The organism is Parachlamydiales bacterium, assembly GCA_041671045.1.
Lineage (GTDB): Bacteria > Chlamydiota > Chlamydiia > Chlamydiales > JABDDJ01 > JABDDJ01.
Window position 1 is genome coordinate 130,470 of sequence record JBAZCF010000006.1, and the last position, 24,094, is coordinate 154,563.

Consider the following 24,094-nt stretch of genomic DNA (forward strand, 5'->3'; position numbering starts at 1 on the left):
TTCGCAGAGAATACTATACAATTTAATTCATAGCCGATAATACTAAAAATTATTTTAGTAAGGTTAGGTACAATATGATAGATCAATCAAAAGTTACCTCAGGATTTGATGTTGAATTTTTAATGAGCGGGGAATTCATCCGCTATTTTTTGCTCTGCTCGTTTGAAACCGGATCGATCCCTTGGTGGTCGGAAACCAGCGGGATAGATGAAAATGGCAACCCTTTCGATCGCGCAACAATTACCCACCCACCTTCCGAATTGCTGCAGCGCCGGCTGTACCCTGTACATCCGGATTTTGAAGGCAATGAACATCCTTTTCAGGATATTGTTGCAACTGTTTATTCGAATCAGGACAGTGAATTTAACGTTACTATCCTTCCTGACAATGACGCAGGGACTGATATTCTTTTAAGAGTTTTTCCTAGCGTGATTGACTTGCTACAGCAACCTCCGGTTGTTCTCTCTGAAAATTTGCTCCCTGCCGATCTGCATATCAGCTTTGATGTAGTGTTTGATACAGGTCAGGATGGACTTTTAAGCAATATCGGCGTTCAATTGCAATTGCTAGATGTGTCTGGCCCATTGATTGATACTGCTGTTGCGTTGGGAGCCTCAAAAGCAGAGATCTTGGAAGGAATGAAAGAGCAGATTGACCGACGCGTGCCTTTTGCAGTATCTGGAGGCGGCAGCCTGCAGCGCATCGAAACCCGTAAATTCCTGGACGATGAAGACAGACCTAATGTGATCGGTGTTTACATCAATCTTGCCCTACAAAGTGGTCCAGAACCCACTTCGTTATTATCAGACCGCGGAGACTCTAGTCTTGCACAGAATTTTTTGAATCCGGACGCAAAAATGGCTTTTGCCTTTCCACCTGAAACCTATGCCAGGCTGGGAAATGATTTTAAATTCAAGATGGCGGTACCCAAGCCCAACGAACCAGGAGAATTTCATTTTCCCTTAATGGATGGTGATAATCAAGTAGGAATCATAAAAGGCATTTCTGTTCAACCAGAAATCGTTATTAATGAAAATCACACACCAACGTTTACCAATGTATTAGTGATCGATATCCATGGTGAGTATGCTATCGACAATTTCTTTGATCCAGATTTCCACATGAAAATCCGGCTGGTTCCTATCGTTAAACAAAATGGGGTGTTCGATTTCGATATTGATTTTGATTTAAATTTAAGCCTTGCCGCACACTTGGTAGCTATTTTCCTGACCACAGCTCTGACCTTTGTGATGCCAAAATTAGGGCTCTCACTTCTGTTTTTGTCGCTTCTCACACTTAAGATCATCGAGCGCGTAGGCGAAAGCATGGCGCAGTCCTCCATTCAAGATCAACTTGATCGGACCTCATTTCTCGACACACTCCCTCATAAATTGACAGTGGAACTTCGACGTTGGGATCCGCTGTACTCCACTTTACACAAGGTGGAGACCGCAGATGTTGAAATTCAAGTCAATCAACTTGGCTTTGCCTTCGATGCGAAAAATGTATTTATCGGTCGAAAATTCCAACCTTTGCAAAACATGGTGATCCGATCTAAGACACGAGATGCAGACAATGCAGTGAATGGTTTAGTGTACCGAGCCAACGATATAGGTGGCTTTCTTAGCAATGACCTGGTAAATGTCTTCCCCGGTACAGATAGAATGCCCTATGAGCAGCTTCTGCCGCCACAAGGAGATATTGAATCGCACCGTGTGTTGCTGACTCTGGACCAAGTGGAAGCGCGCATGATGGCAGAAGATCGCCATATCAAGGAATTGGATTATGAACCCAAAAAAGTCGATGTGATTGACAACCAGATCTTCCAAATACTAGCAATTTCTAAAACCGAAATTCCAGAAATTGAAAACCTCTCCAGGAATAGACTACGAAACGAAATCAGAAATGCCAATGGTACCGCATTTCGTCAACAAGCTATTGATGAATTGCAAGCTGAACTGGGCAGGGCTCCCACCGAAGATGAAATCAACGCTCGTTTTAACCAAATTCTCGAAAACGCCGTAGACATCTCGTTTCAAGGACGGTTTCTCAGTGAGCTCAATAACCGTATGAAATTCGATCTTGAGCCGCACGAATTTGCTGATCTACAGCACAGAAAGATACTGGTACTGGGAAGAAACCATTTGGTGATTCGAAGAATGACTAAAAACGGTACCGTCACTGTGTATTATCGAGATTATGAACGTCCATTTGAGCCGGGTACAGACCGAAGTGACAACTTGTTATCCTTACCGAGGTATGAACATGCAGATAATTCCCCGATATTAATTTGATAATATTTAGCACTTATCCACAAATTTCTTATGAAGAAAACATGTCATCTGTAATGGAGACTGCTTAATCAGAGACTCAAAGACCTAAAACGCGAATCATTCGCATGCGAAACATTGAGCTTGGGGCAAACAGAAATTCAATTAGAACAGCTCATCTTAAATTTTTTGATAAAGAAAGAACTGTGATCGATTCTTTTCGGTATTTAAGCAATGAAATAGCCATTAAGGCCTTACAGGCTTACCTTCGTCAAACTGGTTCTGTTAAACCTGATCTTAATAAACTTCTGAAATATGCTAAGACGCTTCGGGTTGATATTCACCCCTTCCATCTCTTAGCAAAATGCTGTATTCATTTCAGCAGACGAAAATTCAATTAACCAAGCGCTTATTGTTCCAGATGAAAGCTCCTAAACACTGACCGAATAGTTGACCCAGCCAAGCTAAACCCAACTTTAATAGAAGAATGGGTTTGATAATTTAAGGATATTTATTCCCTGTTTCCTTGAAGACATCTGGAATAAGTTGATCGGAGCAGATCCCTTCCTTTTCTAATTTTTTATACATTTGATCCCAATATTCTTCTTGGGATTTATCTTCTTTGAGTCTGTAAAGGCTTCTCATTTTAAGAGCAACCTCATAGGTCAATTTTTTCTCTAAAGCTTTCCTTAAATAAAATTCAGCTTCCTCATCTGTAATAGGTGGAGTACCAGGAGTACTATTACAATTAGATAAAAGTAATAGTAATTCTGGTGGAGGATCTTTTAACTGATCATACGCTTTCTTATAAAGATATCGTTCATCATAACGCCAAAGCATTTCGCAAAGACTTCCTAAGAAAACATCATTTTTCCAATCGTTTTCCCAATCTTTTTAAAGTGGTCTTTTATTTCAAAAGCCAACCTTAAAAGCATATTGCTGCTTTTCATCATCTTGGATGTCATCATAAAAAAGATGTTTTACAACATGCATTACTTCGCTGAAATTTAAAGCTGTAGAGACATCTTTGACAGAATAATTTGATATAAGTGAACTCCAATTCTTTTGGGAGATAAGTTCTTTTATTTTATTCATCTTGTAATTACCCATGTATCATTGAAAAATAGTTCGCTAGGTTCAAGATTTTTATTGAAAATAGCTTTAACCTCATGTCCATTTATTTTCATTTCATGTACATAACGGACAGCCTTTTCGAAAGTTTTAAGATCTACTCTATACTTTTCTGAAAAAATTTTGGTTCTAATTTAGAAGATGCAGTAGGCAGTTATGAAAGATATATTTTTAAAGGAATAGGTATTGGTATAGAGATAGACTTTCAGGCTGGCTTAAAAGGCATGGCAGGTGATGAAGAATTTTTAAAAAAAATTCATTCTAAAGTCGATATTAAGAAAGGCAGTAATGTTGAATTAGGCAAGATTGTAGATAAAATCTGTGAACTATTTGGTCTTACACTAGAGGAAATGTGCTCTTCAAGTAAGCAACAAAAGATATCAAAGGCTCGTGCTGCATTAGCATATATTGTTAGAATGGAGAATCATTCGCTTGAAAGTCTGGGCATCATTCTTAAGAGAAATCCGAGTGGTCTTTCAAAGCTGGCAAGTCGACTAGAACAATCTTGATCAAGATTTTACTGTTAAGGGGATAATGCAGGAACTAATTCACTGGTTAAAAAATCAGACAATGTCAGAATGTCAGGCCTGACCCCAAGAGTACCGTTTCTGGATATTATCGCTGATTTTTACCAATTTGCGATGTTGCTTCTAGCTAATTTCATATAGCTTTAATAAGATCTGTATATTTCTTTGAAAGCTTAATAAATTTTGGATCTTGTTTACCAAATTCATTGAGTTGTTTAATTTTGAATTTGCAGAATCCAAAAAATAGATCATCCATTTGTTCATTGCTAAGAGATTCACAAAAAATTGAAACTAATTTATACCGCTTGCTTTTATCAAAATATAAATAAGGGTGAGTAACTAAAGAAAACAAATCATACCAAAATGGGCCATTTCCACATAAATCCCAGTCGATAACGTAAGGAGATTCATTTATTATCATAATATTATCAGGATGCAAATCTCCATGAATAATACATTTCTTACTAAGCTGATTTGTATTCTCTAACATCTTTCTTTGAGACGGAGAAAAAATATAATATTCGGGTGTGATTAATGCATTTTGTAACCCGGTTTGAAGAAGAGAAGCCGCATCCAAGAGCTTCTGACATATTATAAATTGCTTATTTGGATCTAAAATATCGCTCAAATGTATTTCGCCCAAAAAAGATGATTTTAATCCTTTTTCCCCATGGGAATCAACAAAATATGAAAGTTCATTTGCTGGATATGGTTGTAATTTAACTATATTTGATATTTGTATTAGCCTTTCTTTTTCTACATTTTTCGGATAGATTTGAAAAAATGAAACCTTAGATAGATTTTTTTCAATAATTCCATTTTTTTGTGTTAAAATATTTTTACCAAGCTTGATTTTCCAATATGTATTTGATTTAGAAATAATGAATATAATTAAAAAAACAATTAAACTAAAATAAATAAAATAAACATTTCCAATTTCAACATTTGTATAAACGAATGAGAATAAATATTGCGTAATTGAGCTCGTGATAATAGTTATGGTTGCTATGATTGAAAAATTTGTGTTTATTGAAGAAGAAAAGGGAAAAGAGTTGACTAAATCGGCACCTAAAATTGGCCTATAAATACCTTTGAATAAATTGATAGATAAAAACCCTGCAATACTAGTAATTAAATTACTAAAACTCATTAAAACAAATGAAAAAATAAATATTAATGTTAATAAGATTAGTTCTTTTTGAGAAGATAATCCGAAAAGAAATTTTCGGTGTACATAACTTGCTATAATTGATGAGAAAAGGTTACCTGCTGCTATAGTCAAGCCAATATAGATAATTTTATGACTTTCAAAAAGAGAAAATAGTTGTGACTGAATCGATTTTTGATTGATGGTTACACCTATGCCGAATAGTATAGAAATCATTATAAGAGATAAATAAAATTTATCTTTAAAAATAAATATTAGAGATTTTAAAATATCATTTTTTGCAAATTGAAATAGTTTACTGCTCGATTTTTCCATTGATAGATATTTCTCAGGTATTTGAGATAGATAATAAAACGAGAATAGAAAGTAAATAGACTGTAAAACAAATGGAACATATATATTTAAATTGTAAATGAGAACTGAAGTAATTATTATTATTGATGTGAATTTATAAAATGTATTTTGAATTTCAAAAGAATACTTCTTAAATTCATTATCTTGCGAGCCAAAATATTGTCTTATTAATGTAGTACCTCCATTCCCTAAAAATCCTTGTCCTATCGTAGTAGTTAACAAAAAAGCATGATATGCAATGTGCCCATCAATGAAGATAAGACAAAAACAGGAAATTATTTGAAAAATCAAATATATAAATAAATTTTTCTTTGCTCCCCAACAATCAGCTATTAATCCACATGGAATTTGAATAAAAAGGGATAAACCTAAATATATCGAAGATATTTGCAAGATTTGTTCTAAGGATAAACTCAAATTGTATTGTAAAAAAATATATAAAATTGGTGTTATAAATGCAGTTGATTGAGATAAATAAAAAAGTCGATATTTTTTTTAAAATCTTATTATCTTTATGATCAATAAGTTTTTCATTACACACTTGATTCATATTTAAAAAGTAGAGTATTAGTTAAATTATTTAAATGATATTGTTCAAATACTTCTTCCCGCTTGAAAAATTTTTCGATTCTTAATACATCATCTTGATGAATAAATCCAAGCTTTAAAAGTACTTTTCGTGATGCTATGTTTCTCTTTAAGCATTCAGCCAAGATCATATCGATTTGCATTTTTTCAAAAGCAAATGAGATAACTTTTTGACCGGCCTCATACATATATCCTTTTCCCCAATGATTTTCCCCTAACCAATAACTTAAGTAAGCAGAAGTTGGTACAGTGTTTAACCGTAGTTGAATAGATCCCATTAGTTGGTTATCTTCTTTTTTCGCTATTGCCCAAGATATACATTGTGAATTAATTGAATCAAGTTGATGTTTATTTATCCAATTCACAGCTATTACTTTAGTGTAGGGCACAAGGATAGATCCATTCATCATTTCTGCAATTTTTATATTATTGACACATTTCATTAACTGATTTAAATCATTAATATCTATATTTCTTAATATTAATCTCTCAGTATGAATTTCAATTTTGTGTTTATTCATATTAAAATACCATCTTTACACATCAACGTGAGGATTTCTAAAGCCTTCCTTAATCAATATTCCTGAATACTTATTTTCTAAAATTGAACAATTTTCCTGCCATTCTTGTGGTGAAAGTTTTTCATTTTCCATTTCGGACAATAAAAAGAAATCAGGTTTGCTTCTCAAACTATTGGTGCTAGGTCTATCTCAAGAAAAATTAGCTGAAAAAGCTGATTTACATACAAATTATGTCGGTTCAGTAGAACGTGGAGAACGCAACATCGCATTAGAAAACATTTATGCACTTGCACAGGCTTTAGAATGTTCACCTAAAGACCTTCTTCTAGACGAAGCTTCGCTCAAATATATAAAGAAATCTCATCTAAATATTTAACTTCATCAGAAAGCTTAAAGTATTCGCAGGGGCTAGAGGATTGAAAAAGCATCGTTCCTTTTTCTCTTCCATTAACTATGACTTTTTCCCCAAGATCAATTCCTGGATTTGCTTCAACAATTTGAATGCCCAATTGAGATTCTTCGTTAATAAGATCTATCTTTATTTTAGTTGTTTTATTTTCAACAAACCAAACAAATCCAAGTTTAGGCACTAAGAGAATTTCACCATATTCTAGCACCGTTAAAAAAAGCACATCAATTTGTCCTATTTTTCTACAAAGATAGGCATTCACTGAACTATCCCTTTGTTGAAACACTTTTAGACCATACAACTCTCCTAACGCTTGTGAAGAACAAAGCAGCAGATAATCTTCTTGATATGAGTTACAAATTCGGTTTATAATTTCTTCTAATTGATTTGATTCATATTCTTTGCATACCCCAATTTTTCTAACTAAATCTACAAGAAGTCTTTCTCTCTGAGAATTCAGCATTTCCGCACAAATCTTACCAATATCACTATATACATAGGTAACAGAGCCAATTTGATCTATAAAATAATTTTTATTTTCAATAAAATATGGGCCAACTGCATGAGATGGTTTTAGGTTTTCTTGTTTGCTAATATCTTCAATGAAATAAAGTATTCCCTCTTTACTTTTTAATGACATGTTTTTTTGAAAATCATGGTCAACCACGTCTAACTTTTCTTTAGAAAGACTTTGTGACCTAATTAGTTGCTTTAGATTGGCTTTTTGTTGGTGATGGGCTTCATCTAAAATAGTAACAATTAGTGAAAAATTATCTCTTATACAGGAATTTAATTGTTTGTGTAATTGCTCTAACTCTAGAATAAATTGTTTATACCAACCCGAATCATCCAATTCTTTTAGCTGTGAAAAATTATTAGGTTTAATTGGTAAGGTAAGAATAGCCAACTGAAGAATTTCTCTAATGTCATGATCTATCGCCCAAGACCAGCTTACTTGCTTTCCAGAGGGAATAAACCATTCATTAATCCATCCATTTTTACTAAATTTATTGCGATTATAGAATAAAACAACATCTTCTATATTTAAATTTTTTAGAAAGTTTAAAGATAACTTTGGATCAAAAGTACAGTTAAGACGCTGCTGAAACCATTCAAATGTCGCCCAAGCAAATAAACATTCTTTTCGTATGAGAATTATTTCGCTTTTTAAATTCTTTTGTTTTAAATAGATATCACTTACTAAATTCTTTCTAGAAAGCAAACTGTTAAAAGACAAAGAAGTTATAAGAGAAAGGCATTTATTCAAGTAGTCAAAAGATAACTGTGGTATTTTTCCTGATAAAAGCATCCAACCTAAATTCGCTATAAACTTTGATGTTTCTATAATTATACCAAAAGCCCATTCTGCTTGATCTAATGATTCTATATGATAATCAAGGTTAGATAACTCTAGAGCTAAATTTTCAAGTTTATCAAAATATAACTCTAAAAGATATGTATCGTCTTTTTTGATTATAGTTCTAAGAGGAATTCTAAGTGTATCAAGTTCAGTTTGGTAAGATTTGTTGTTTCGTCTTTTTCTAATTGCTTCGCCACATAAAACAAATGGAATAGATAAAAGTGATTCAGTGAGAAACTCCGGAATTTTACCCTCAAAAGCCATATCATAAATATTTCTGAAAATATTCTCCCAAAGACTAATAAAATCCCATCCAATAACTGGCTTTCCTCCAAAGGTGCGCACATTTGGATAAAAAACATTTGAGTAATCAGCTTTAAAAAGAGAATAAGTTTCTCGCAGGCGGTACATTTGTTGCAAACCATCATGAGCATCTTGAATTTTAAAGTTTTTGATATCATTCAAAATTTTTGATTCAAGTTGTCGTAGATTTTTATCAACCTCAGAATAAGCAAGAGATTCAATCGGCATATAATTGAATACAGAGCCTAGAAGGGTTTCTAATTGTAATTCTATTTCTGGATCACATGCGAAGGCAATAATGATTTCACCTTTACATATCTCTTCCCCCAAATGCCTATTCCATTTAGTTACTTGAATTTCGTTTCGAGCAACTTTATTTGCTAATTTTTGTAGTTCGGTGATTTTTTCAGATAAAATTAAAATTCCTTCTTCCTTACTAACATATTCATAAATTATCCATTCTTCTGGAGGATCTTCTGTCTGAGTGAATATCTTAAGATTTCGAGCAAAAGAATCATTTATTTTTTGAAAATTAATTTCATATTCAACTAAGATTTTTATGAATTCTTCTATATTTCTTACTGTATTCCGCTCGGATTGAGAAACAGTCAGCATGTTTTTTTCAACATTCACGCTTGTTAATACTTGTTTTAACGCATCCTCAGTAATAAGATTTAAACTAGTAGAACGGTGTGGATAAAATGTTTTTTGTAATGCTTCATCACCATTTATAAAACAACTTATTTTAGGTTCATGCCAAATCTCAAAATGGACAAAAAACTCATCACCTGATGATTGAATTTGCTTTGCAGTGGATTCCATGAGGTTCACGTTTGTCAATAAGATGTAGTGCGTTGGACGTTCTTCTAAAACCTTTTTTTTCCAATCAGAAATCTCTTTTTTAAAGGCACTTAGCACAGCTTTTTGCCTATCTAATCCGTCTTCCTTTTGAGTATGTTTAGCCTGAAAAAACCAAATAACACCTTTTCCATCTACCTTATATTTGAAAGGCCGATTGATTAAATCTGAGTAATTGACAGGTAGCCCGTTAAGCCTGCCATCACATTGTCCATCTCTACCTGGCCTTACCATACAATGGATTAAAGGACTAAAATGTTTTAGTAATAGAGAATTACAAAGTTCTTGAAATTTTGTTGACCCCAATTCATCAAGATCAAATGTCACGTAGCGGCTCATTGACTAACTCACAAGGCTAGATGCTTTTTAATATAGAGATAAATTCTATCTTTCTATTGAATTACAGAACAGAAAATTTCAGGGGAAAAGTCTCAAAGAGTCGGCCATCTATTTCTTACGCAAATTTTACGCACTAGACTGGAAAAAACTGGTATGGAGCAAAGCGGCACAATTGCTTTCTTCATAAACCACTGAATTTAATGGCCTATGTATTTACGCTGGTTTGTGGAAGTGCAAGGGTCTCATAATCCGATGATTTGCTCACTGAATTATTTTTTTGCTTAACCTTCATTTAGGTTCGGGGAGCAACCAGTTCGCTAAAGCGCTGCATTGCAGGTGAAAAGTCTGTTTTACCTAATTCTACTTCGATCAGACAAAACTGCCCTCGGGTCTTTAAAGCCTCCTTTAAGGCTTCATCAAACTGGTCGGACGTTTTAACTTTCAAACCTTTCCCCCCGCCCAGAAGTTTGGGCAGTTCAGCATATTTCCAATCGACGATGTCATTGAACTTGCCTTCAATTAAAGGTCGCTCTGTTCCATAGCCGTGATTATTCAAGACGATGATCACAGGATCGATGCCATAACGTACAGCTGTAGAAAGCTCCGTCGAGGTCATTTGAAAGGCTCCATCACCGACAAGGGCAATGACACGCTTTTTAGGCATGAGCAGTTGGGCTGTAATTGCTGCAGGCACACTGAAACCTAGGCTTGCAAAATAGGCGCAAGCAAAGAAGGCATTTTGCTCCACTGTAAGGTCTGTGCATCCAAATAAGCAGTCCCCTATATCTGTGACGATGACATGATCGTGCTTCAAATTTTTCTCTAGGGCTTCAAAGAGGTACTTAGATGTCATCTTTGATTTTGAATTATGATGGGATAAGGTGGAAGGACGGTCGATATTGGCAGGAAAATCGCTGCCAAATCTGAGGTTCGCTTTTAAATCTGCTAATGCTTGGATAAAGGGGGATAAGCCTACTCCCTTGTACCCATGCTTGCCAATGGTGATATTGTTAGCGTCTGCGCTGATGTGATATTTTTGTGGAAACTGTGCGGAAAAAATTCCTGTATTGACATCGCTTAGCAAGACACCCAACTGAATCAACATGTCGCAGTTTTCCACAAATTCCTTGACTTCAGGACGACTTAAAGCTCCCTGATAAACGCCCACAAAAAGAGGATGGTATTCGCTGATAGCGCTTTTCCCTAATAAAGAGGTCGTAATAGGAATATTATATTTCTCTGCAAACTGCAGCACGGCATCGACTAAACCATAGCGTTGAATTTCGTGTCCGATCCATAAAACGGGGCTTTGACATTTTTTCAAGAGCGAGGAAACTTCAGTTAATGCTTCGTTTAGAGCATCACCATCCATAGGATAGGTTTTGCTTTGCAAGCTAGAGCGTAAGGTGACGGACTTGTCGACCATATCTCTGGGGATTTCCAAATAGACCGGTTTTTTATAGCGAAGGCAATTGTCTATGACGCGGTCGATTTGCTCTTGTGCTGTCAAAGGGTCATTGATTAAAGCCCTGTCCACTGTAACGTGGCGAAAAATTTCCATCTGTGTGACATCCCTGCCCTCTTTTAGATCTGTATTGATCGTATGATGCAATAAGGATGAATGGCTTAATTCTTTTGCTCCTGCCGCTCCGGAGATGACGACCATAGGTGAACTTTCCACTAAGGCTTGGGCCATTGCATTGGCAATATTCACTCCAACGCCATAGGTAATGCATGCCACGCCTAGTCCATTAATACGGCCGTAGGTATCTGCCATATATCCGGCGGTATTTTCGCGTGTTGCATTCACATACTCTATCGGATGTTGCTCTATCAGCTTATCAAAGCGCAGAATATAGTCTCCCGGTACGCCAAAGATATGCTTCACTCCTTTAGCGTAGAGTTTGTCTAATAAGTAACTTCCGATAGTACCCAAAATTTCCTCCGGTCAAGGCCTTAACTTTCCCGTTTGCTATAATGAATAAACTCATATTTACACCACTAAAAACTAAAGACTCTTGCCCGTTTTAGAGTTTGATTTCATATAAATTGCCTCTCCCTAGAGGGGTATGTTATGCTGGCAATTTATTCTTTTCAGAAGAGCTATGTGGAATTTACCTAACCTGATCACTTTACTCCGACTGCCTCTTGCTTTATTTTTTTATCCTGCCAGCAATGAAATGCGTATCGCAATTCTGATATTGGCTGGATTAAGCGATGGCTTAGACGGTTTCTTAGCCCGCCGCTGGAATCAGACAACTTCCTTTGGAACTATCCTTGATCCTATTATGGATAAGCTTTTTGCTGCCATTGTCATCGGCACATTATTGTGGGAAAGCTATCTTACACCTTGGGAATGCTCTGCGCTTTTCAGCCGCGATATCGCTGTTCTGCTTTATGGAGTCTATTTGTGGCTGAATGGGACATTAAAAACTTATCGTGTCAAAGCGATATGGAGTGGAAAGATTGCAACGACGCTGCAATTTGCTGTCTTTATTTTATTGTTAGCAGGAGTAACTATTCCTCCTGCTGTATATCTGGGCTTTGGGATTATTGGTTGTGCGGCCTTAGCCGAGCTATCCTTCCGCACAATAGAGTAATTAGTTACGCGTTTGCCGGCACACATTCCTGCAGGGTAGATGCAACGGATTCGGGCTCTTTTCTATTCGCCTCACGCTCTTGCTTATCGACAATAACGTTAAATTGCACACCTAGCATACGCACTGCGGCAATCCATCCGATGATGACAATCATAAGGATAACTCCGACAAAAGGGGTAATTGCTGATAAAGTAGAGAAGATCATCAACAAGCCTTGGTGGATAAGGGATCCGCCTGACTTACCTAAACGAGAGCCTACGCCATCGATCGCTGCTTTACCTTTTAACTTGCTCTCATGATCTAAGGGGATGAACGACATTTCTTTTGTCGCATCAAAAACAGAGAACTTAGCGGCACGGCTCAAGCAGTTCTGCGCTCCCCCAAAGAATACAGCTATTGCCAAAGGAGTAGCCCCAAGGAATGCAAAAGGCGTTACCATATTATCTTGTACAAATAGGAATCCGAAGAAGCCGGTACAAGTGACGAGCATAATGATCGGTGTGACCAGAGCCGTACGTGTCCAACCGCAGGCCATCAAGATCTGCGAGATGAAGAAGGCGGCTGTAGAGGAAATAATGTTGGTCGCGATCGTGATATGCGCCATGTAGGTGTTGTAGTCTACCGATTCGGGATAAAGCTGACTTACCTTATCTTTCCAGACGACTTCCACCAAGTTGATAACTAGGTTATATGACACCACGATGATTGCGATGCAGATGATGTACTTTGATTTAGAGAGATAGGAAATGCTTTCGCGCATAGAAAGGCGTTTTTTCTTTTTCTTTTTATGCTCTATCGTCTCGATACTGGAATGTAGTTCCTCATAAACAGGGGCTGCCAACACAGTGCGGTTCATCCAATAGAATATTCCCATCGACACAATACCCGCTCCAATAACTGCAACAATCAGATACTGCATGACGCTTTCCCAATCTTGGGCAAAGCCCTGAGAGTTGGAGGTTGTCCAACTGGTCACTAAAACCGTCACCTCACTGGCAATAATCCCGGCAAAGTTCCCTGCGATAGTGAGGACTCCATAAAAACGGCGTGCCTCGATCACAGAATACACTTCATTGGCCAAGCCCCAGAAGAGCGTCGTCATGATCATGCTGCTCCATAGTTCGGAGACTACATAGAAGAGAGTGAATGTCCAATAACGGTACATGTTGACCAGGCCCTTAAAGCCTTCAGGAAGCCAGTCCATCAATGCGAGGGCTGATTCATGCGGATGGAGTGCATCGCGCATAGGGTATAATACAAAAGCAAATAACCCATAACAGATTAAGAAGCCGGAAATCATGAGATAATACACTTTTTCCTGGCTAAACCTGTTGGTTAGCTTGGCAAAAATCAAGGTAATGAGGACCGCACATGGCAGCATGACCCACACTTTAATAAAGGGGATAACCTCTGCGCCTGCAGCAGTGACAATGACTGAGTCCTTCATGTTGCGCAAGATAGTATAATTGAAGACGATGAGCATTAACATCGCCATCATCGGCAAAAATTTGATGAACTCATGTCGATGAATAGGGAAAAAATACCCTCGCCACTTTCCAAATGATGTTACTGGTGAAGACTTAATAAACTGACTCATAGAAGAACTAATTTATCCTTATTATTCTTATCTTGCTTAACACAATATTAAACAGCTTGCTGTTCTTTCAGGACCATTGCCTCGGCCCCCAGCGCAGCCTCTTTAACAGGCTCGGGTGGACGTGCTTTAGGCGCCACAAGAGCATTGAATCTTCTTCCTAACAGATATGTCACCGATCCCCAAATTCCGATTGTCGTCAGTAAGAATACGCCCACATACGGAGCGGAAGCTGACAGAGACCCGAAAAACACTAGCAGCGATTGGTGGATCAAAGCGCCGCCTGATTTACCTAAACGGGAACATACACCATCGATGGCAGCTTTGGATTTGATCTTTTGCTCATGCGAGAGAGGGATAAAGGCCATTTCTTTAGTTGCATCGAAAACGGAGTATTTAGAAGCGCGGCTTAGGACGTTCTGGGCAGACCCGAAGAAGACAACCATCGCTAATGGCGACATACTGATTGTAGTCCATAACATGTTGACGCCGTATTCTTTCATAAAGAAGAAACCGAAGAAACCGATGCTTGTCACGAAGAGGATGACAGGTGTCAGCATCGCTGTAAAGGTCCATCCACATTTACGGATCGAGTTGCCGGAAATGAAGAGGGCTGTAAAGGTTGCGATGACACCGATAAGCGAAGAAACTTCATTCATATAGATATTGTAGGCATTCGCATCGGGATAAAGTTCTTTTACTTGATGCTTCCACAAGACTTCCACTAGATTGATGACCAGGTTATAGGCAACCATGATGATGGCAATGTAGAGGACATAGCGTGAGCGGAACAGGGTAGCGATATTATCGCGCATAGAGAACTTGAATTTCTGCCCGTTGGCATCGCCTTGATGTTCAGTAGGCTTGTAACGGTCATCGGTCAATATTACACGGTTATACCAGCGGAAGAGGAGCATAGCTAGGACACCGGCACAGGTGACAGCGGCCACTTGGAGGATCAGGGATTGTTCCCAAGCTGTATTGCCGAAAGGAATATTAGGGTTGTAAGCGCCTTTGGCCATCATCACGCCTAACTGTCCGGAAACAAAGCCGGAAAAGTTAGCGCCAATACCAAAAAGGCCATAAAAACGTTTCGCTTCGTTCAGGCGGGTGATCTGATTAGCAAATCCCCAGAAAAGAACGAAAAGGATGATGTTTCCCCACAGTTCTGCCATTACATAGAATCCGGTGCCGGTCCAGTTGTTAAACATGGCGATCATTCCGCCGAGCCCAATGGGGAGGAGGCTGCGTAAATAGTCAGTGGATGTATCAGGTTGGATAGCTGTGCGGTTAGGATAAAGGATGGCGACGTAGAAGACAAAAAATGCCAGAAAGAGGCTTGTCATCAGATAAAACACCCTTTCGCGGGAAAGGTGGTTGGAAAGTCGGGTAAAGAGAAAGGTCATGAAGACTGAGCAGGGGAACATGACCCATACTTTAATAAAAGGTATGACTTCTGCTCCGGAGCCCTTAGCATGCATAACCAGGGGGTCTTTGAGTGTTCTTAATATGTTGTAGCAAAATGAGATAAGAAAGAATATGCAGAGCATCGGAAGAAGCTTTTTAAGCTCATAGTTATGTACAGGCCATAGGTAGGCCCGCCATCCTTTAAATTCTGAAGTCTCTGGTGCAGCAGTAGACATGCACGTCCTTATGGCTATTATAACTTATAGGGAAAAAAGAAGTTAAGCTGGGGTTACCGCAAAGGGCAAAAGGGGCCATTCCGGTTAAAGCGAGAGCTTTAGGAGGGCTGTTCTGCATGGGCAACACCGAACTTGATAGATTTAAGCTTGTGAACATGGCCACAATCTCGACGAAGTCTTGCCGGTTAGGCGCATTTTTACTCCACTCATTAAAAAGAGTAAAAAAGTGGTTATACGAGCCACTCGCTCGCATTTTGCCTAAGTTTATACTGCAATCTTCAGTTTTTTGCAAACTTTATCCGCCTTTTGGGGGAGCTTTTAATTTAGTTTCACTTTAAGTTTAAAACTAATTTGAATTAAATTCAATATAATAGTAAATAAACCTAAATTGATACGAAGTGGATAGTTTGATTTTATAGATAATTACATCAAATATTTTGTATATATGACCCGAAAGCTAGGTTCGTTTCTACATCAAAAAAAATCTCATTTTTTATCGCTAAGTGACTCAATACCAGGGAGTTTACCAAACTCAATATACTCTAGAGTAGCCCCTCCCCCGGTAGAAAGATGTGAAATGGAATCGGCTAGGCCCATCTGTTGAAGGGCAGCGATGGAGTCTCCGCCCCCTACGATCGTGGTTGCTTGGATGTTTGCTACGGTGTTGGCTATTGCTCTTGTTCCTGCGGCAAATTTTGGTACCTCGAAGACACCGAGTGGCCCATTCCAAATGACTGTTCCAGCTTTTTGGAGATGAGAAGAAAACTGCCTTATAGTTTCCGGACCAATATCTACACCTTCAAAACCTTCAGGAATTCCCTTCGTCGGATCAATAATTCTTGTTTCCGCATCTTCTTTGATGGCATTGGCGATGACAATATCTACAGGAAGGATCAATCGGTTAGGCTGGCCTTTTACACTTTCCAAAATACTTTTGGCTTCATTCAGCATCTCGTCCTCGTGAATGGAGTTGCCGATAGCGTACCCTTGTGCCTTAAAGAAAGTAAAAGACATGCCGCCGCCAATCAATAAAGTATCGACTTTTTTTAATAGAGAGCGGATAACTCCCAGTTTTGTCGAGATTTTGGCTCCGCCAATGATGGCTTGAAAAGGCCTTTTTGGATTTTCCAGCGTATGGCCTATAAATTCTATTTCCTTTTGCAGGAGAAAGCCTGCCGCAGCTTTACCCGGAAAATATTGTGCAATCGCAGCAGTGGAGGCATGGGCGCGATGCGCAGTGCCGAACGCGTCGTTAATATATAAATCGCCTAGGGAAGCGAGGCTTTTAGCAAAGGAGGGGTCCTTTTCAGGTTTTTCTTCTCCTTTATGAAAACGTAAGTTTTCCAAGAGCAGAACTTGTCCCGGTTTAAGTTGGGAAACCAGTCTCTCAACATCGGGCCCTATGCAGTCGGGCGCCATCATGATAGGGTGGTCCAGGAGAATTGAAAGGCGGGCTGCGCATGGCTTCAGAGAAAATTCCGGGTTAACTTCCCCATTAGGCCGGCCCAAATGGCTCATTAATATCACGGAGCCGCCGTTCTTAAGGATATGCCTGATGGAGGGAAGGGAGGCAGAAATACGTGTGTCGTCGGTAATTTGGTGGGAATCATCCAAAGGAACATTGAAATCGACCCTCATCAAAACTTTTTTATTATGAAGATTGAGATCTGAGATTGACAATTTCTGCGCCATGGGAAATTCTCCTGTGTTGAGATTGTTATAACATAAAGCTTCTGAGGCTTGTCAATGGCAGAAAACTATATTTTTACATTTCAAGATTTACGCAAAGAATATGGAAATCGCGGATTGACTCGCCAAGATCTGCTGCCAAGTCCTTTTCAACTATTTAATGCCTGGTTCCTAAGTGCCAAAGAAAGCGGAGCCATGGAGCCTAATGCCTTCCTGCTATCGACTGCTACAAACGATGGTAAACCTTCCTGCAGAGCCCTATTAATGAAACATTTTGATGAAGACGGCCTTCTGTTTTTCACCAATTATGGGAGTAGAAAAGCCTATGAGCTGGATGCAAACCCTTATGCCGCGATCACATTTTGGTGGGGTAATATAGAAAGGCAGATACGGATGGAGGGAACTGTGAAGAAAACCTCTCGTGAAATTTCTGAAGAGTATTTCGCGCACAGACCGCGTAAAAGCCAATTAGGGGCGTGGGCATCACGCCAGGATATGCCGGTGCATGCCAAAAGCTCCCTTGAAAGTGCATACAGTCAAGCTGAAAAACTTTATGAGGGCAAGGATATTCCTTGTCCGCGGCATTGGGGTGGGTATCGTTTTACACCGGCTACTTTTGAATTTTGGCAGGGAAGTGAAGCACGCTTACACGATAGATTTTTATATCTCAAAGAGGGCGGCAATTGGAATATAACCCGACTGTCGCCTTAGTTAAGTCTATCTTCGATCTCTATGTAAATAATTTCGCTTGTTCAGGGAATTTATCTATTCCATTTTGAAGGATAATTGCTTCTGCTAAGGTATTCATAGAATTTAGGGTTGTTAATTCCCTCTGTAGGGACGCTGCATCATTTCCCTCTGCAGGATTGAATAGCAGCATTACAAAAAAAGGCGAGCCTATTACCATATTCTGAACGGAGGGATTATTTTGGTGACTCCAATCTTTCATATAGGTCACTGTCATAATATCGATAAGATCTTTAAAAAGTGCATATTCTTTGGGATGCGTCTCTTTTGCTGCCTCTAGATTTGCAAAAAATTGTTTTGCACCCTCTTCTATAGAAATTTTACCCTCTCCTACATTTTTCATTATTTCCTCGGATTTACCTATTTCAACAAAATTTTTCCGCAATTCTATAGGCATATTCATAAAGAAATTTTTGTAGATTCCCGTTAACTCCAAAGCTGTACCTTTTACGTTTGCTTTTTCGGAGAATTCGTCTACTGATTTGGATTCTCTAGCCAGACTCAGAGTTTTAACTATTTCCTCTCGTGTTGCCGGAATGCGAAATAATCCACGGGCACCGGCGTCTTCAGAAAGTATGGCATCCATAACTTTCCCTCCGTAATAGAGATACACATCCGGAGAACTGAGTTGTCCATGTGTAATAGGCGCTGGGGTTGAAGAGGCTGTTGCATTTTCTGCTTTTGATGAAGAGGGCCTAGCATTAGTTCCACTCACTCCCCCTTCTTGGCTAGTGCGACTGCTCGTTGAAGCTACCTTCGCGGTGACTTTTTCCTTGAAATGCTCAACTTTGGACAGTAAGTAGTCTCCTTGTTTAAGTGAAAATTTCACTATGGAACGTATCTTAGCCGATAATTCACCTGGAATTTCAGAGTGTTTTATTTCATGTGTAATTTCAGAAACTAAACTGGCAATAGTGTGTTTGAGATTTTTAGATTTAGCGGGTTTTTCAGAATGACTCGATTCTCCGACACCAGGTTTTTGCAACTCATCCACCTCAGGTTTGTCTAAGTCTTCCAGAGAAGTAAGATTTTCTAGCCTTTCGTTATGCGCTGATTCCTGAAGGGCGGGCTCACTTGTATTATTTTCACTGGAGGCTTGATTTTCTAGCCTTTCGTTATGCGCTGATTCCTGAAGGGCGGGCTCACTTGTATTATTTTCACTGGAGGCTTGATTTTCTTCTTCCACTGCAGGTTCTAGCGGAGGGGGCTCATCAGGTGGAAGTTCTATGGACTCTAAATTTCCATCCATATTTGGGGATAGTTGTTGTTCCTTCTGATGTATTTCTACATGCTCCCCTTTTGGCTTCACAACGGAAGGTAATGAAGGTAAAGGTTTATTTGGAAATTGGCGTGACTTTGACTGCAAAACATTTTTAGTACTGTCTGTGACTTCCTTTCCAATGTCTGCAATTATATTTGTTACACTCGGAGATAGAGCCACAGCTTTTCTACTTCCGGGAATATTTAAATCTGGATTATAAGCATGAGTTGGAGAGGCAGAAGGGAATTCAGCGCCAGACATAAAAACCTCCAATTTTACTATATTTTTATTATACAATTAAAAATTAATTTAAATACAAACCAAACACTTATGGAAAATAAAATTATAAGGAAGGAGTTAATTACAAATATAAACATCACCTCTATATTTAATAGAAATAAATTTACAGAACAACTTCTTAATAAATATAGAAGAATTTTAAAAACACACTCTATTACAATAGAGCCCAATCCTTGGCTAGCCTTACCTCCTCCCAAAATTATTGAGTCTATCCCTTACAAAATCCTTATTCTCGAAGCTCAACAACAAGCTATCCAACATAGTTTACTTAAACACATCTTAAGCTGTAGGGATCTGAATTCTAGGGTAAAAGGAATTGCAGCTTATGAACGTTATGAAGTTTTATTGCGCGAGCTGAAAAGCGGGAGTTATGATGTGTCGCGGGATCGTTTAGAGACTATTTACAAAGAGATGAAAGAACAAATTTGCCATATCTATAAGGATGAGCATAAACGCCAAACTTATAGCGATGCTCAAAAAAGAGTAGTAGAAGCATTGTGGAATTTAGAGCGTGAGTTTACTCAAGGCAATCCCCACGCCTCAACAATTTCCCTCTCTATAAAGAAAATACACCATTGCTGGGCATTAAGGCATACAAACTGATTCAGTAGAAACAAAAGTGAGCAAAGGATTTTTTGCTCACTGCTTTATGGTCACTAATTACAATGTAGTAAACGGATTAGCTGATTGATTAAACAAGTTTCCCTTTTTGCGGCGATTTACCTCGCTGCGAAGAGAGAATAACAGGTCCATATCGAATTCTTTTTTGGCAGCCCAAAGTAGATAATCCAGAGGCAAATCTTTAAGTAAACGCCCCTTATGCTTTCCTAAAGGCATCTTTTTCATTAATATCGGTTTATCCAAGGCAGCGTAGAGTTGATTTAGAGTACGGTATTGTTTAAACAAGTATTTAAAGACGCCTACGTTGATCATGACATCTGTCATTGCCCTATGCGTACCTTCTACTTCGATATTAAAGTGCTTGCCTAGCTGTAGGAGGGAGTTAATGGGAGATTCTCCATAAAGCCGTGCCATTCGCAATGTGTCGATAACTTTATTGAATGAGAGAGAATGAGGTATGCTCGCTTTTTCAGCAGCTTCGGCCAATAGGGCAATATCAAAACCTACGCCATGGCCTACAATAGGAAGTCTTCCGATCATTTTGATCAATTTAGGAAGAACTTCAGGTAAAAGAGGTTTTCCTACAACCATGGAGTCGGTAATATGGTGAATTTTGATGGAAGCTTCAGGAATAATCATTTGAGGATTAATCAGAGATTCAAAGCCCTCAATGTCTTGCTCAAGCGTGAAGATGACAGCTGCAACTTCGATAACACGGTCATTTTTTGGGTCTAGGCCTGTTGTCTCGCAATCGATACAAACAAATTGCTGCTGTTTTTCTAAGAAATTCATGAAGTTTGGGGTTGTTCATTAGATTGAGATTCATTTTGCAATGCGTCTGAAAGCATTCTTAGGAGATTATCGCGTCCTTCCTTTTTCAAGGCTGAGCAAGCGATAAAATGTAAATTTTCTACTCCTAAGCCAGCTAAAATACGCTTGCAGCGTCCTTGAACTTGTCCTTTGGACACTTTATCTGTTTTGGTAATGACTAAGATGACGGCCTTATCTTGGTTGGCAAGCCACTGCATTAGTCTGCGGTCTTCTTCATTAGGATCGCGGCGGATATCAAAGAGGAACAAAGTCACGGTAAGACCTTTTCTTCTCTCAAAATACCCCTTTATCATTGGAGCCCATTCTTTTTGGATCTCATTGGAGACTGCTGCATAGCCATAACCTGGGAGGTCGGCAAAAGCGACAGTATCTTTGAGGGCAAAAATATTGATGGCACGCGTTTTTCCGGGAGTGGAGGAGGTTTTTACTAGGCTTTTGGTATTGAATACCATATTGAGCAGGCTGGATTTACCCACGTTGGAGCGGCCAATAACAGCTACTTCGGGAAGAACGTTGCCTGACTCATCCCTGACGGTGGGAAGTTTTTCCACTGAGGGAGCTGAAGCGACAAATTGAACGCCTTGCAAATTGAATTTAGCCATAATGTTTAATCTCCAAACGACGAGTGGATGGATCCACATGCGTTATTACTATTTTCCAGTAGGGGGGCTGAAGCAAACCGGCTATTCTATCCGGCCATTCGATGCAGCTAATGCCTTCCCCTTCAATGAATTCATCAAAACCGTGTTGCAAAAATTCGTCCGCACCTTTCAATCGATATAGATCAAAATGATAAAGAGGCAAGCGACCGCCTTCATATATATGCATATAAGTGAAGGTGGGGCTTTGGACAGAATCGGCGGAAATATTGCCTAGACCTTGAGCGAGGCCTTTAATAAAAGTTGTCTTCCCCGCTCCAAGATCTCCCTCAAGAATAACAATGGACCCTTTAACTAAAGTTTGAGACCAATTTCTTGCTATTTCTTTTGTATCTTCGGGGCTTTCGCTAATAATGTTATTCCAGCCATTGCTCGACATAGGGCGCCAATTCCGTGTCACCGACTAATGTTTCAACAAAAGCGGCGATTTTATCTTCTTGTAAGTAGTTTTGCAGGAAAACAACGAAACGGTCATCAATCTCGAAACGGTTTTGATTTTGCACTTCCATGATAGACAGGCGCTTGAGGTAGTTTTTCTTAAAATCTCTGATGACAGCTTCTTTGCTGTTGAAAAGTTTTCCGCTTAGGACAGATGAGTATACTGTCTTGACGATAGCGTCTTTTGGCCTATGCTGTGGTATGTAATTGCGGATCACATCAGGATCTTCGGATACGAAAAAGCGTTTTACACGTAAACCGCCTACGCGTTCGGTATTTTCGGGGCATTTTGATACCCAATCATAGATAGCATCTTGAGGATTGGGATGGGTATTGTCACCAAAAACTTTGCCGGTAAAGGGGCAGATATAAATTTTCTTGGTGTTTTCATCGACGCTGTGGGAACCAAAGTTGATTTTTATTTCTGCTTCGTGCCAAAGCTTGTTTTCTTTTTCCAGTTCATTGACAACATCATCAGCACTTTGGTAAATTTTTTTTTCTTTAGCGTAGAGTACGGGCTGGAGTTGATAGCTATTTTCAATGTAAAACAGGTATGTATGAACCAGCTCAGCGGGGCGATTAGTTGTGAGATAATCTTTCAATAGGTTTCTTACATCGTCTGTGATGACAGTTTTTGTCATTGCAACCTCAAACAGATAAATGATAATTAAGGGATTAGAGACACATTAAGATAACTATAACTTGTATATAAGTCAAATAGGGCCCATCAGCTGAAATCCCTACTAACTCACTACCCAATGGTCAAACTTATGCTGACAATAGAAACGCTGGAGATCCCAGATTACGAGAAAGTTATCGTGGCCAAAGACCCCTCTGTCATGCTGCACTGTATTATTGTGGTTCACTCTACAAAACTCGGACCCAGTTTAGGAGGCGTACGGATTTTCCCTTACTCTTCCGAGAATGATGCGCTAGAAGATGCCCTACGTCTAGCTAAGGCAATGACTTACAAGACGGCTCTATGCAAAATCGGGATCGGCGGCGGCAAAAGCGTAATCATAGCTGACCCAAAGACAGGGAAAACTCCTTCATTGCTGCAGGCATTCGGAAAAGTCGTTGATCTGTTAAAAGGTTCATACATAGTTGCTGAAGATGTAGGCTCCACGCCGCAAGATCTGTTATTTATCCGTGAGAGCACTCCCTATGTAGCTGCGCTTCCCACAAATTACAGCAGCGGAGATCCCAGCCGTTTCACGGCTTGGGGAGTTGTGCGAGGCCTGCAAGCGGTAGCGATGACCTTATGGGGTTCTACCTCCTTAAAAGGGCGATCCATCGCAATACAAGGTCTGGGCCATGTCGGATCGAACTTAGCCGAAATGCTTTTTTGGCAGGGAGCAGATTTGATATTATGCGACTTGGACGCTGAGCGCACAACACGTTTCTGCCATGAATATAGCGCTAAGCAAGTATCCCCTGCAGAATATGCAGCAGTAGAATGCGACATTTTAGCTCCCTGTGCCTTAGGGGGTATTATCAATCCTCAAACAATTCCAAAATTACGCTGTCTAGCTGTTGCCGGTGCAGCCAACAATCAGTTATCCACGCCTGATGATGCAATCCAACTGCATAAGAGAGGGATACTGTACGCTCCCGATTATGCTATCAATGCAGGCGGTGTCATCAACGCAACTGCCGAGTTCGAAAAAACAGGATATAAGGCCATAGAAGCAAGGGATCAAACCCATCTCATCTTTGAGACTTTACTGCAGATTTTTGCAAAGTCCAAAGCAGAGGACAGGGCGACGAGCATTATTGCAGATAAACTTGCTGAACATAATATTGCAGCCGGAATCGGTAAGCGTAGCCTACCAATATTTTAACCCGCTTGAGTTTTTTGCCGGGCTCGTTTAGCATTTATTCAC

22 protein-coding genes are annotated in these 24,094 nt (G+C 39.1%); 7 read left to right on the top strand and 15 right to left on the bottom strand.

Features of this window, described 5'->3' with window-relative positions; translation table 11 throughout:
• Positions 1-74: 74 nt before the first annotated feature.
• Positions 75-2,294, top strand: coding sequence for a hypothetical protein (locus WC222_08190; GenBank protein ID MFA6916362.1), 2,220 nt, complete (start codon positions 75-77; stop codon positions 2,292-2,294).
• A gap of 477 nt (positions 2,295-2,771) precedes the next feature.
• On the opposite strand, the gene WC222_08195 is transcribed toward WC222_08190, so the two are convergent.
• Entirely contained in the window at positions 2,772-3,110 is a 339-nt protein-coding gene (locus tag WC222_08195; protein MFA6916363.1) for a hypothetical protein, read from the bottom strand.
• A 72-nt stretch (positions 3,111-3,182) separates the two neighbouring features.
• Complete coding sequence (locus tag WC222_08200) at positions 3,183-3,380, bottom strand: hypothetical protein (GenBank protein ID MFA6916364.1); 198 nt, start codon at positions 3,378-3,380, stop codon at positions 3,183-3,185.
• Positions 3,381-3,625: 245 nt separating this feature from the next.
• Between WC222_08200 and WC222_08205 the strand changes: the two genes are divergently transcribed.
• Complete coding sequence (locus WC222_08205) at positions 3,626-3,910, top strand: helix-turn-helix domain-containing protein (GenBank protein MFA6916365.1); 285 nt, start codon at positions 3,626-3,628, stop codon at positions 3,908-3,910.
• 151 nt (positions 3,911-4,061) lie between these two features.
• Here the strand turns inward: WC222_08205 and WC222_08210 are convergent, their stop codons facing one another.
• Together WC222_08210 and WC222_08215 are read right to left on the bottom strand one after the other, a co-directional pair.
• On the bottom strand, positions 4,062-5,903 hold the full coding sequence (locus tag WC222_08210; GenBank protein MFA6916366.1) for an MFS transporter: 1,842 nt from the start codon (positions 5,901-5,903) through the stop codon (positions 4,062-4,064).
• 80 nt (positions 5,904-5,983) lie between these two features.
• Positions 5,984-6,559 (bottom strand): GNAT family N-acetyltransferase, encoded by a 576-nt coding sequence (locus tag WC222_08215; GenBank protein ID MFA6916367.1) that lies wholly within the window; start codon positions 6,557-6,559, stop codon positions 5,984-5,986.
• 157 nt (positions 6,560-6,716) lie between these two features.
• Here WC222_08215 and WC222_08220 point away from each other — a divergent pair, with 157 nt between their 5' ends.
• Entirely contained in the window at positions 6,717-6,935 is a 219-nt protein-coding gene (locus tag WC222_08220; protein MFA6916368.1) for a helix-turn-helix transcriptional regulator, read from the top strand.
• Here WC222_08220 and WC222_08225 read toward each other — a convergent pair.
• Positions 6,901-9,828, bottom strand: a complete 2,928-nt coding sequence (locus WC222_08225) for a hypothetical protein (protein MFA6916369.1) — start codon at positions 9,826-9,828, stop codon at positions 6,901-6,903. The genes WC222_08220 and WC222_08225 overlap by 35 nt on opposite strands.
• 292 nt (positions 9,829-10,120) lie before the next feature.
• Complete coding sequence (locus tag WC222_08230; GenBank protein ID MFA6916370.1) at positions 10,121-11,764, bottom strand: thiamine pyrophosphate-dependent enzyme; 1,644 nt, start codon at positions 11,762-11,764, stop codon at positions 10,121-10,123.
• A 169-nt stretch (positions 11,765-11,933) separates the two neighbouring features.
• Here WC222_08230 and WC222_08235 point away from each other — a divergent pair, with 169 nt between their 5' ends.
• Positions 11,934-12,428, top strand: coding sequence for a CDP-alcohol phosphatidyltransferase family protein (locus WC222_08235; protein MFA6916371.1), 495 nt, complete (start codon positions 11,934-11,936; stop codon positions 12,426-12,428).
• 4 nt (positions 12,429-12,432) lie between these two features.
• Here WC222_08235 and WC222_08240 read toward each other — a convergent pair whose 3' ends face one another.
• The 4 genes from WC222_08240 to WC222_08255 form a co-directional block, all read right to left on the bottom strand.
• Complete coding sequence (locus tag WC222_08240; protein ID MFA6916372.1) at positions 12,433-14,025, bottom strand: Npt1/Npt2 family nucleotide transporter; 1,593 nt, start codon at positions 14,023-14,025, stop codon at positions 12,433-12,435.
• A 47-nt stretch (positions 14,026-14,072) separates the two neighbouring features.
• Positions 14,073-15,665 (bottom strand): Npt1/Npt2 family nucleotide transporter, encoded by a 1,593-nt coding sequence (locus WC222_08245; GenBank protein ID MFA6916373.1) that lies wholly within the window; start codon positions 15,663-15,665, stop codon positions 14,073-14,075.
• Positions 15,631-15,957 (bottom strand): hypothetical protein, encoded by a 327-nt coding sequence (locus tag WC222_08250; protein ID MFA6916374.1) that lies wholly within the window; start codon positions 15,955-15,957, stop codon positions 15,631-15,633. Before WC222_08250 ends, WC222_08245 begins: the two co-directional genes overlap by 35 nt.
• Before the next feature lie 194 nt (positions 15,958-16,151).
• Positions 16,152-17,357, bottom strand: coding sequence for a phosphoglycerate kinase (locus WC222_08255; protein ID MFA6916375.1), 1,206 nt, complete (start codon positions 17,355-17,357; stop codon positions 16,152-16,154).
• 54 nt (positions 17,358-17,411) lie between these two features.
• Between WC222_08255 and pdxH the strand changes: the two genes are divergently transcribed.
• The gene (gene pdxH / locus WC222_08260; protein MFA6916376.1) at positions 17,412-18,065 is read left to right on the top strand and encodes a pyridoxamine 5'-phosphate oxidase; all 654 of its coding nucleotides are present in this window, start codon (positions 17,412-17,414) and stop codon (positions 18,063-18,065) included.
• Positions 18,066-18,084: 19 nt separating this feature from the next.
• Here the strand turns inward: pdxH and WC222_08265 are convergent, their stop codons facing one another.
• Positions 18,085-19,623: a hypothetical protein gene (locus WC222_08265; protein ID MFA6916377.1), complete on the bottom strand. Its 1,539-nt coding sequence runs from the start codon at positions 19,621-19,623 to the stop codon at positions 18,085-18,087.
• A gap of 69 nt (positions 19,624-19,692) precedes the next feature.
• Between WC222_08265 and WC222_08270 the strand changes: the two genes are divergently transcribed.
• Positions 19,693-20,265 carry a hypothetical protein gene (locus WC222_08270; protein MFA6916378.1) on the top strand — a complete coding sequence of 191 codons (573 nt, stop codon included), beginning with the start codon at positions 19,693-19,695 and terminating at the stop codon, positions 20,263-20,265.
• Positions 20,266-20,322: 57 nt separating this feature from the next.
• On the opposite strand, the gene WC222_08275 is transcribed toward WC222_08270, so the two are convergent.
• Genes WC222_08275 through WC222_08290 form a run of 4 tightly spaced genes read right to left on the bottom strand, consistent with a single transcriptional unit; the run spans position 20,323 to position 22,852 of the window.
• The gene (locus WC222_08275; GenBank protein ID MFA6916379.1) at positions 20,323-21,075 is read right to left on the bottom strand and encodes a DUF3820 family protein; all 753 of its coding nucleotides are present in this window, start codon (positions 21,073-21,075) and stop codon (positions 20,323-20,325) included.
• Entirely contained in the window at positions 21,072-21,716 is a 645-nt protein-coding gene (gene yihA, locus WC222_08280; GenBank protein MFA6916380.1) for a ribosome biogenesis GTP-binding protein YihA/YsxC, read from the bottom strand. Before yihA ends, WC222_08275 begins: the two co-directional genes overlap by 4 nt.
• Positions 21,709-22,152, bottom strand: a complete 444-nt coding sequence (gene tsaE / locus WC222_08285; GenBank protein ID MFA6916381.1) for a tRNA (adenosine(37)-N6)-threonylcarbamoyltransferase complex ATPase subunit type 1 TsaE — start codon at positions 22,150-22,152, stop codon at positions 21,709-21,711. The genes yihA and tsaE overlap by 8 nt, the downstream gene beginning before the upstream one ends.
• Positions 22,130-22,852, bottom strand: a complete 723-nt coding sequence (locus WC222_08290) for a DUF2709 domain-containing protein (protein ID MFA6916382.1) — start codon at positions 22,850-22,852, stop codon at positions 22,130-22,132. The genes tsaE and WC222_08290 overlap by 23 nt, the downstream gene beginning before the upstream one ends.
• A 129-nt stretch (positions 22,853-22,981) precedes the next feature.
• Here WC222_08290 and WC222_08295 point away from each other — a divergent pair, with 129 nt between their 5' ends.
• Positions 22,982-24,052 carry a Glu/Leu/Phe/Val dehydrogenase dimerization domain-containing protein gene (locus WC222_08295; protein ID MFA6916383.1) on the top strand — a complete coding sequence of 357 codons (1,071 nt, stop codon included), beginning with the start codon at positions 22,982-22,984 and terminating at the stop codon, positions 24,050-24,052.
• The last annotated feature ends 42 nt before the right edge of the window (positions 24,053-24,094 follow it).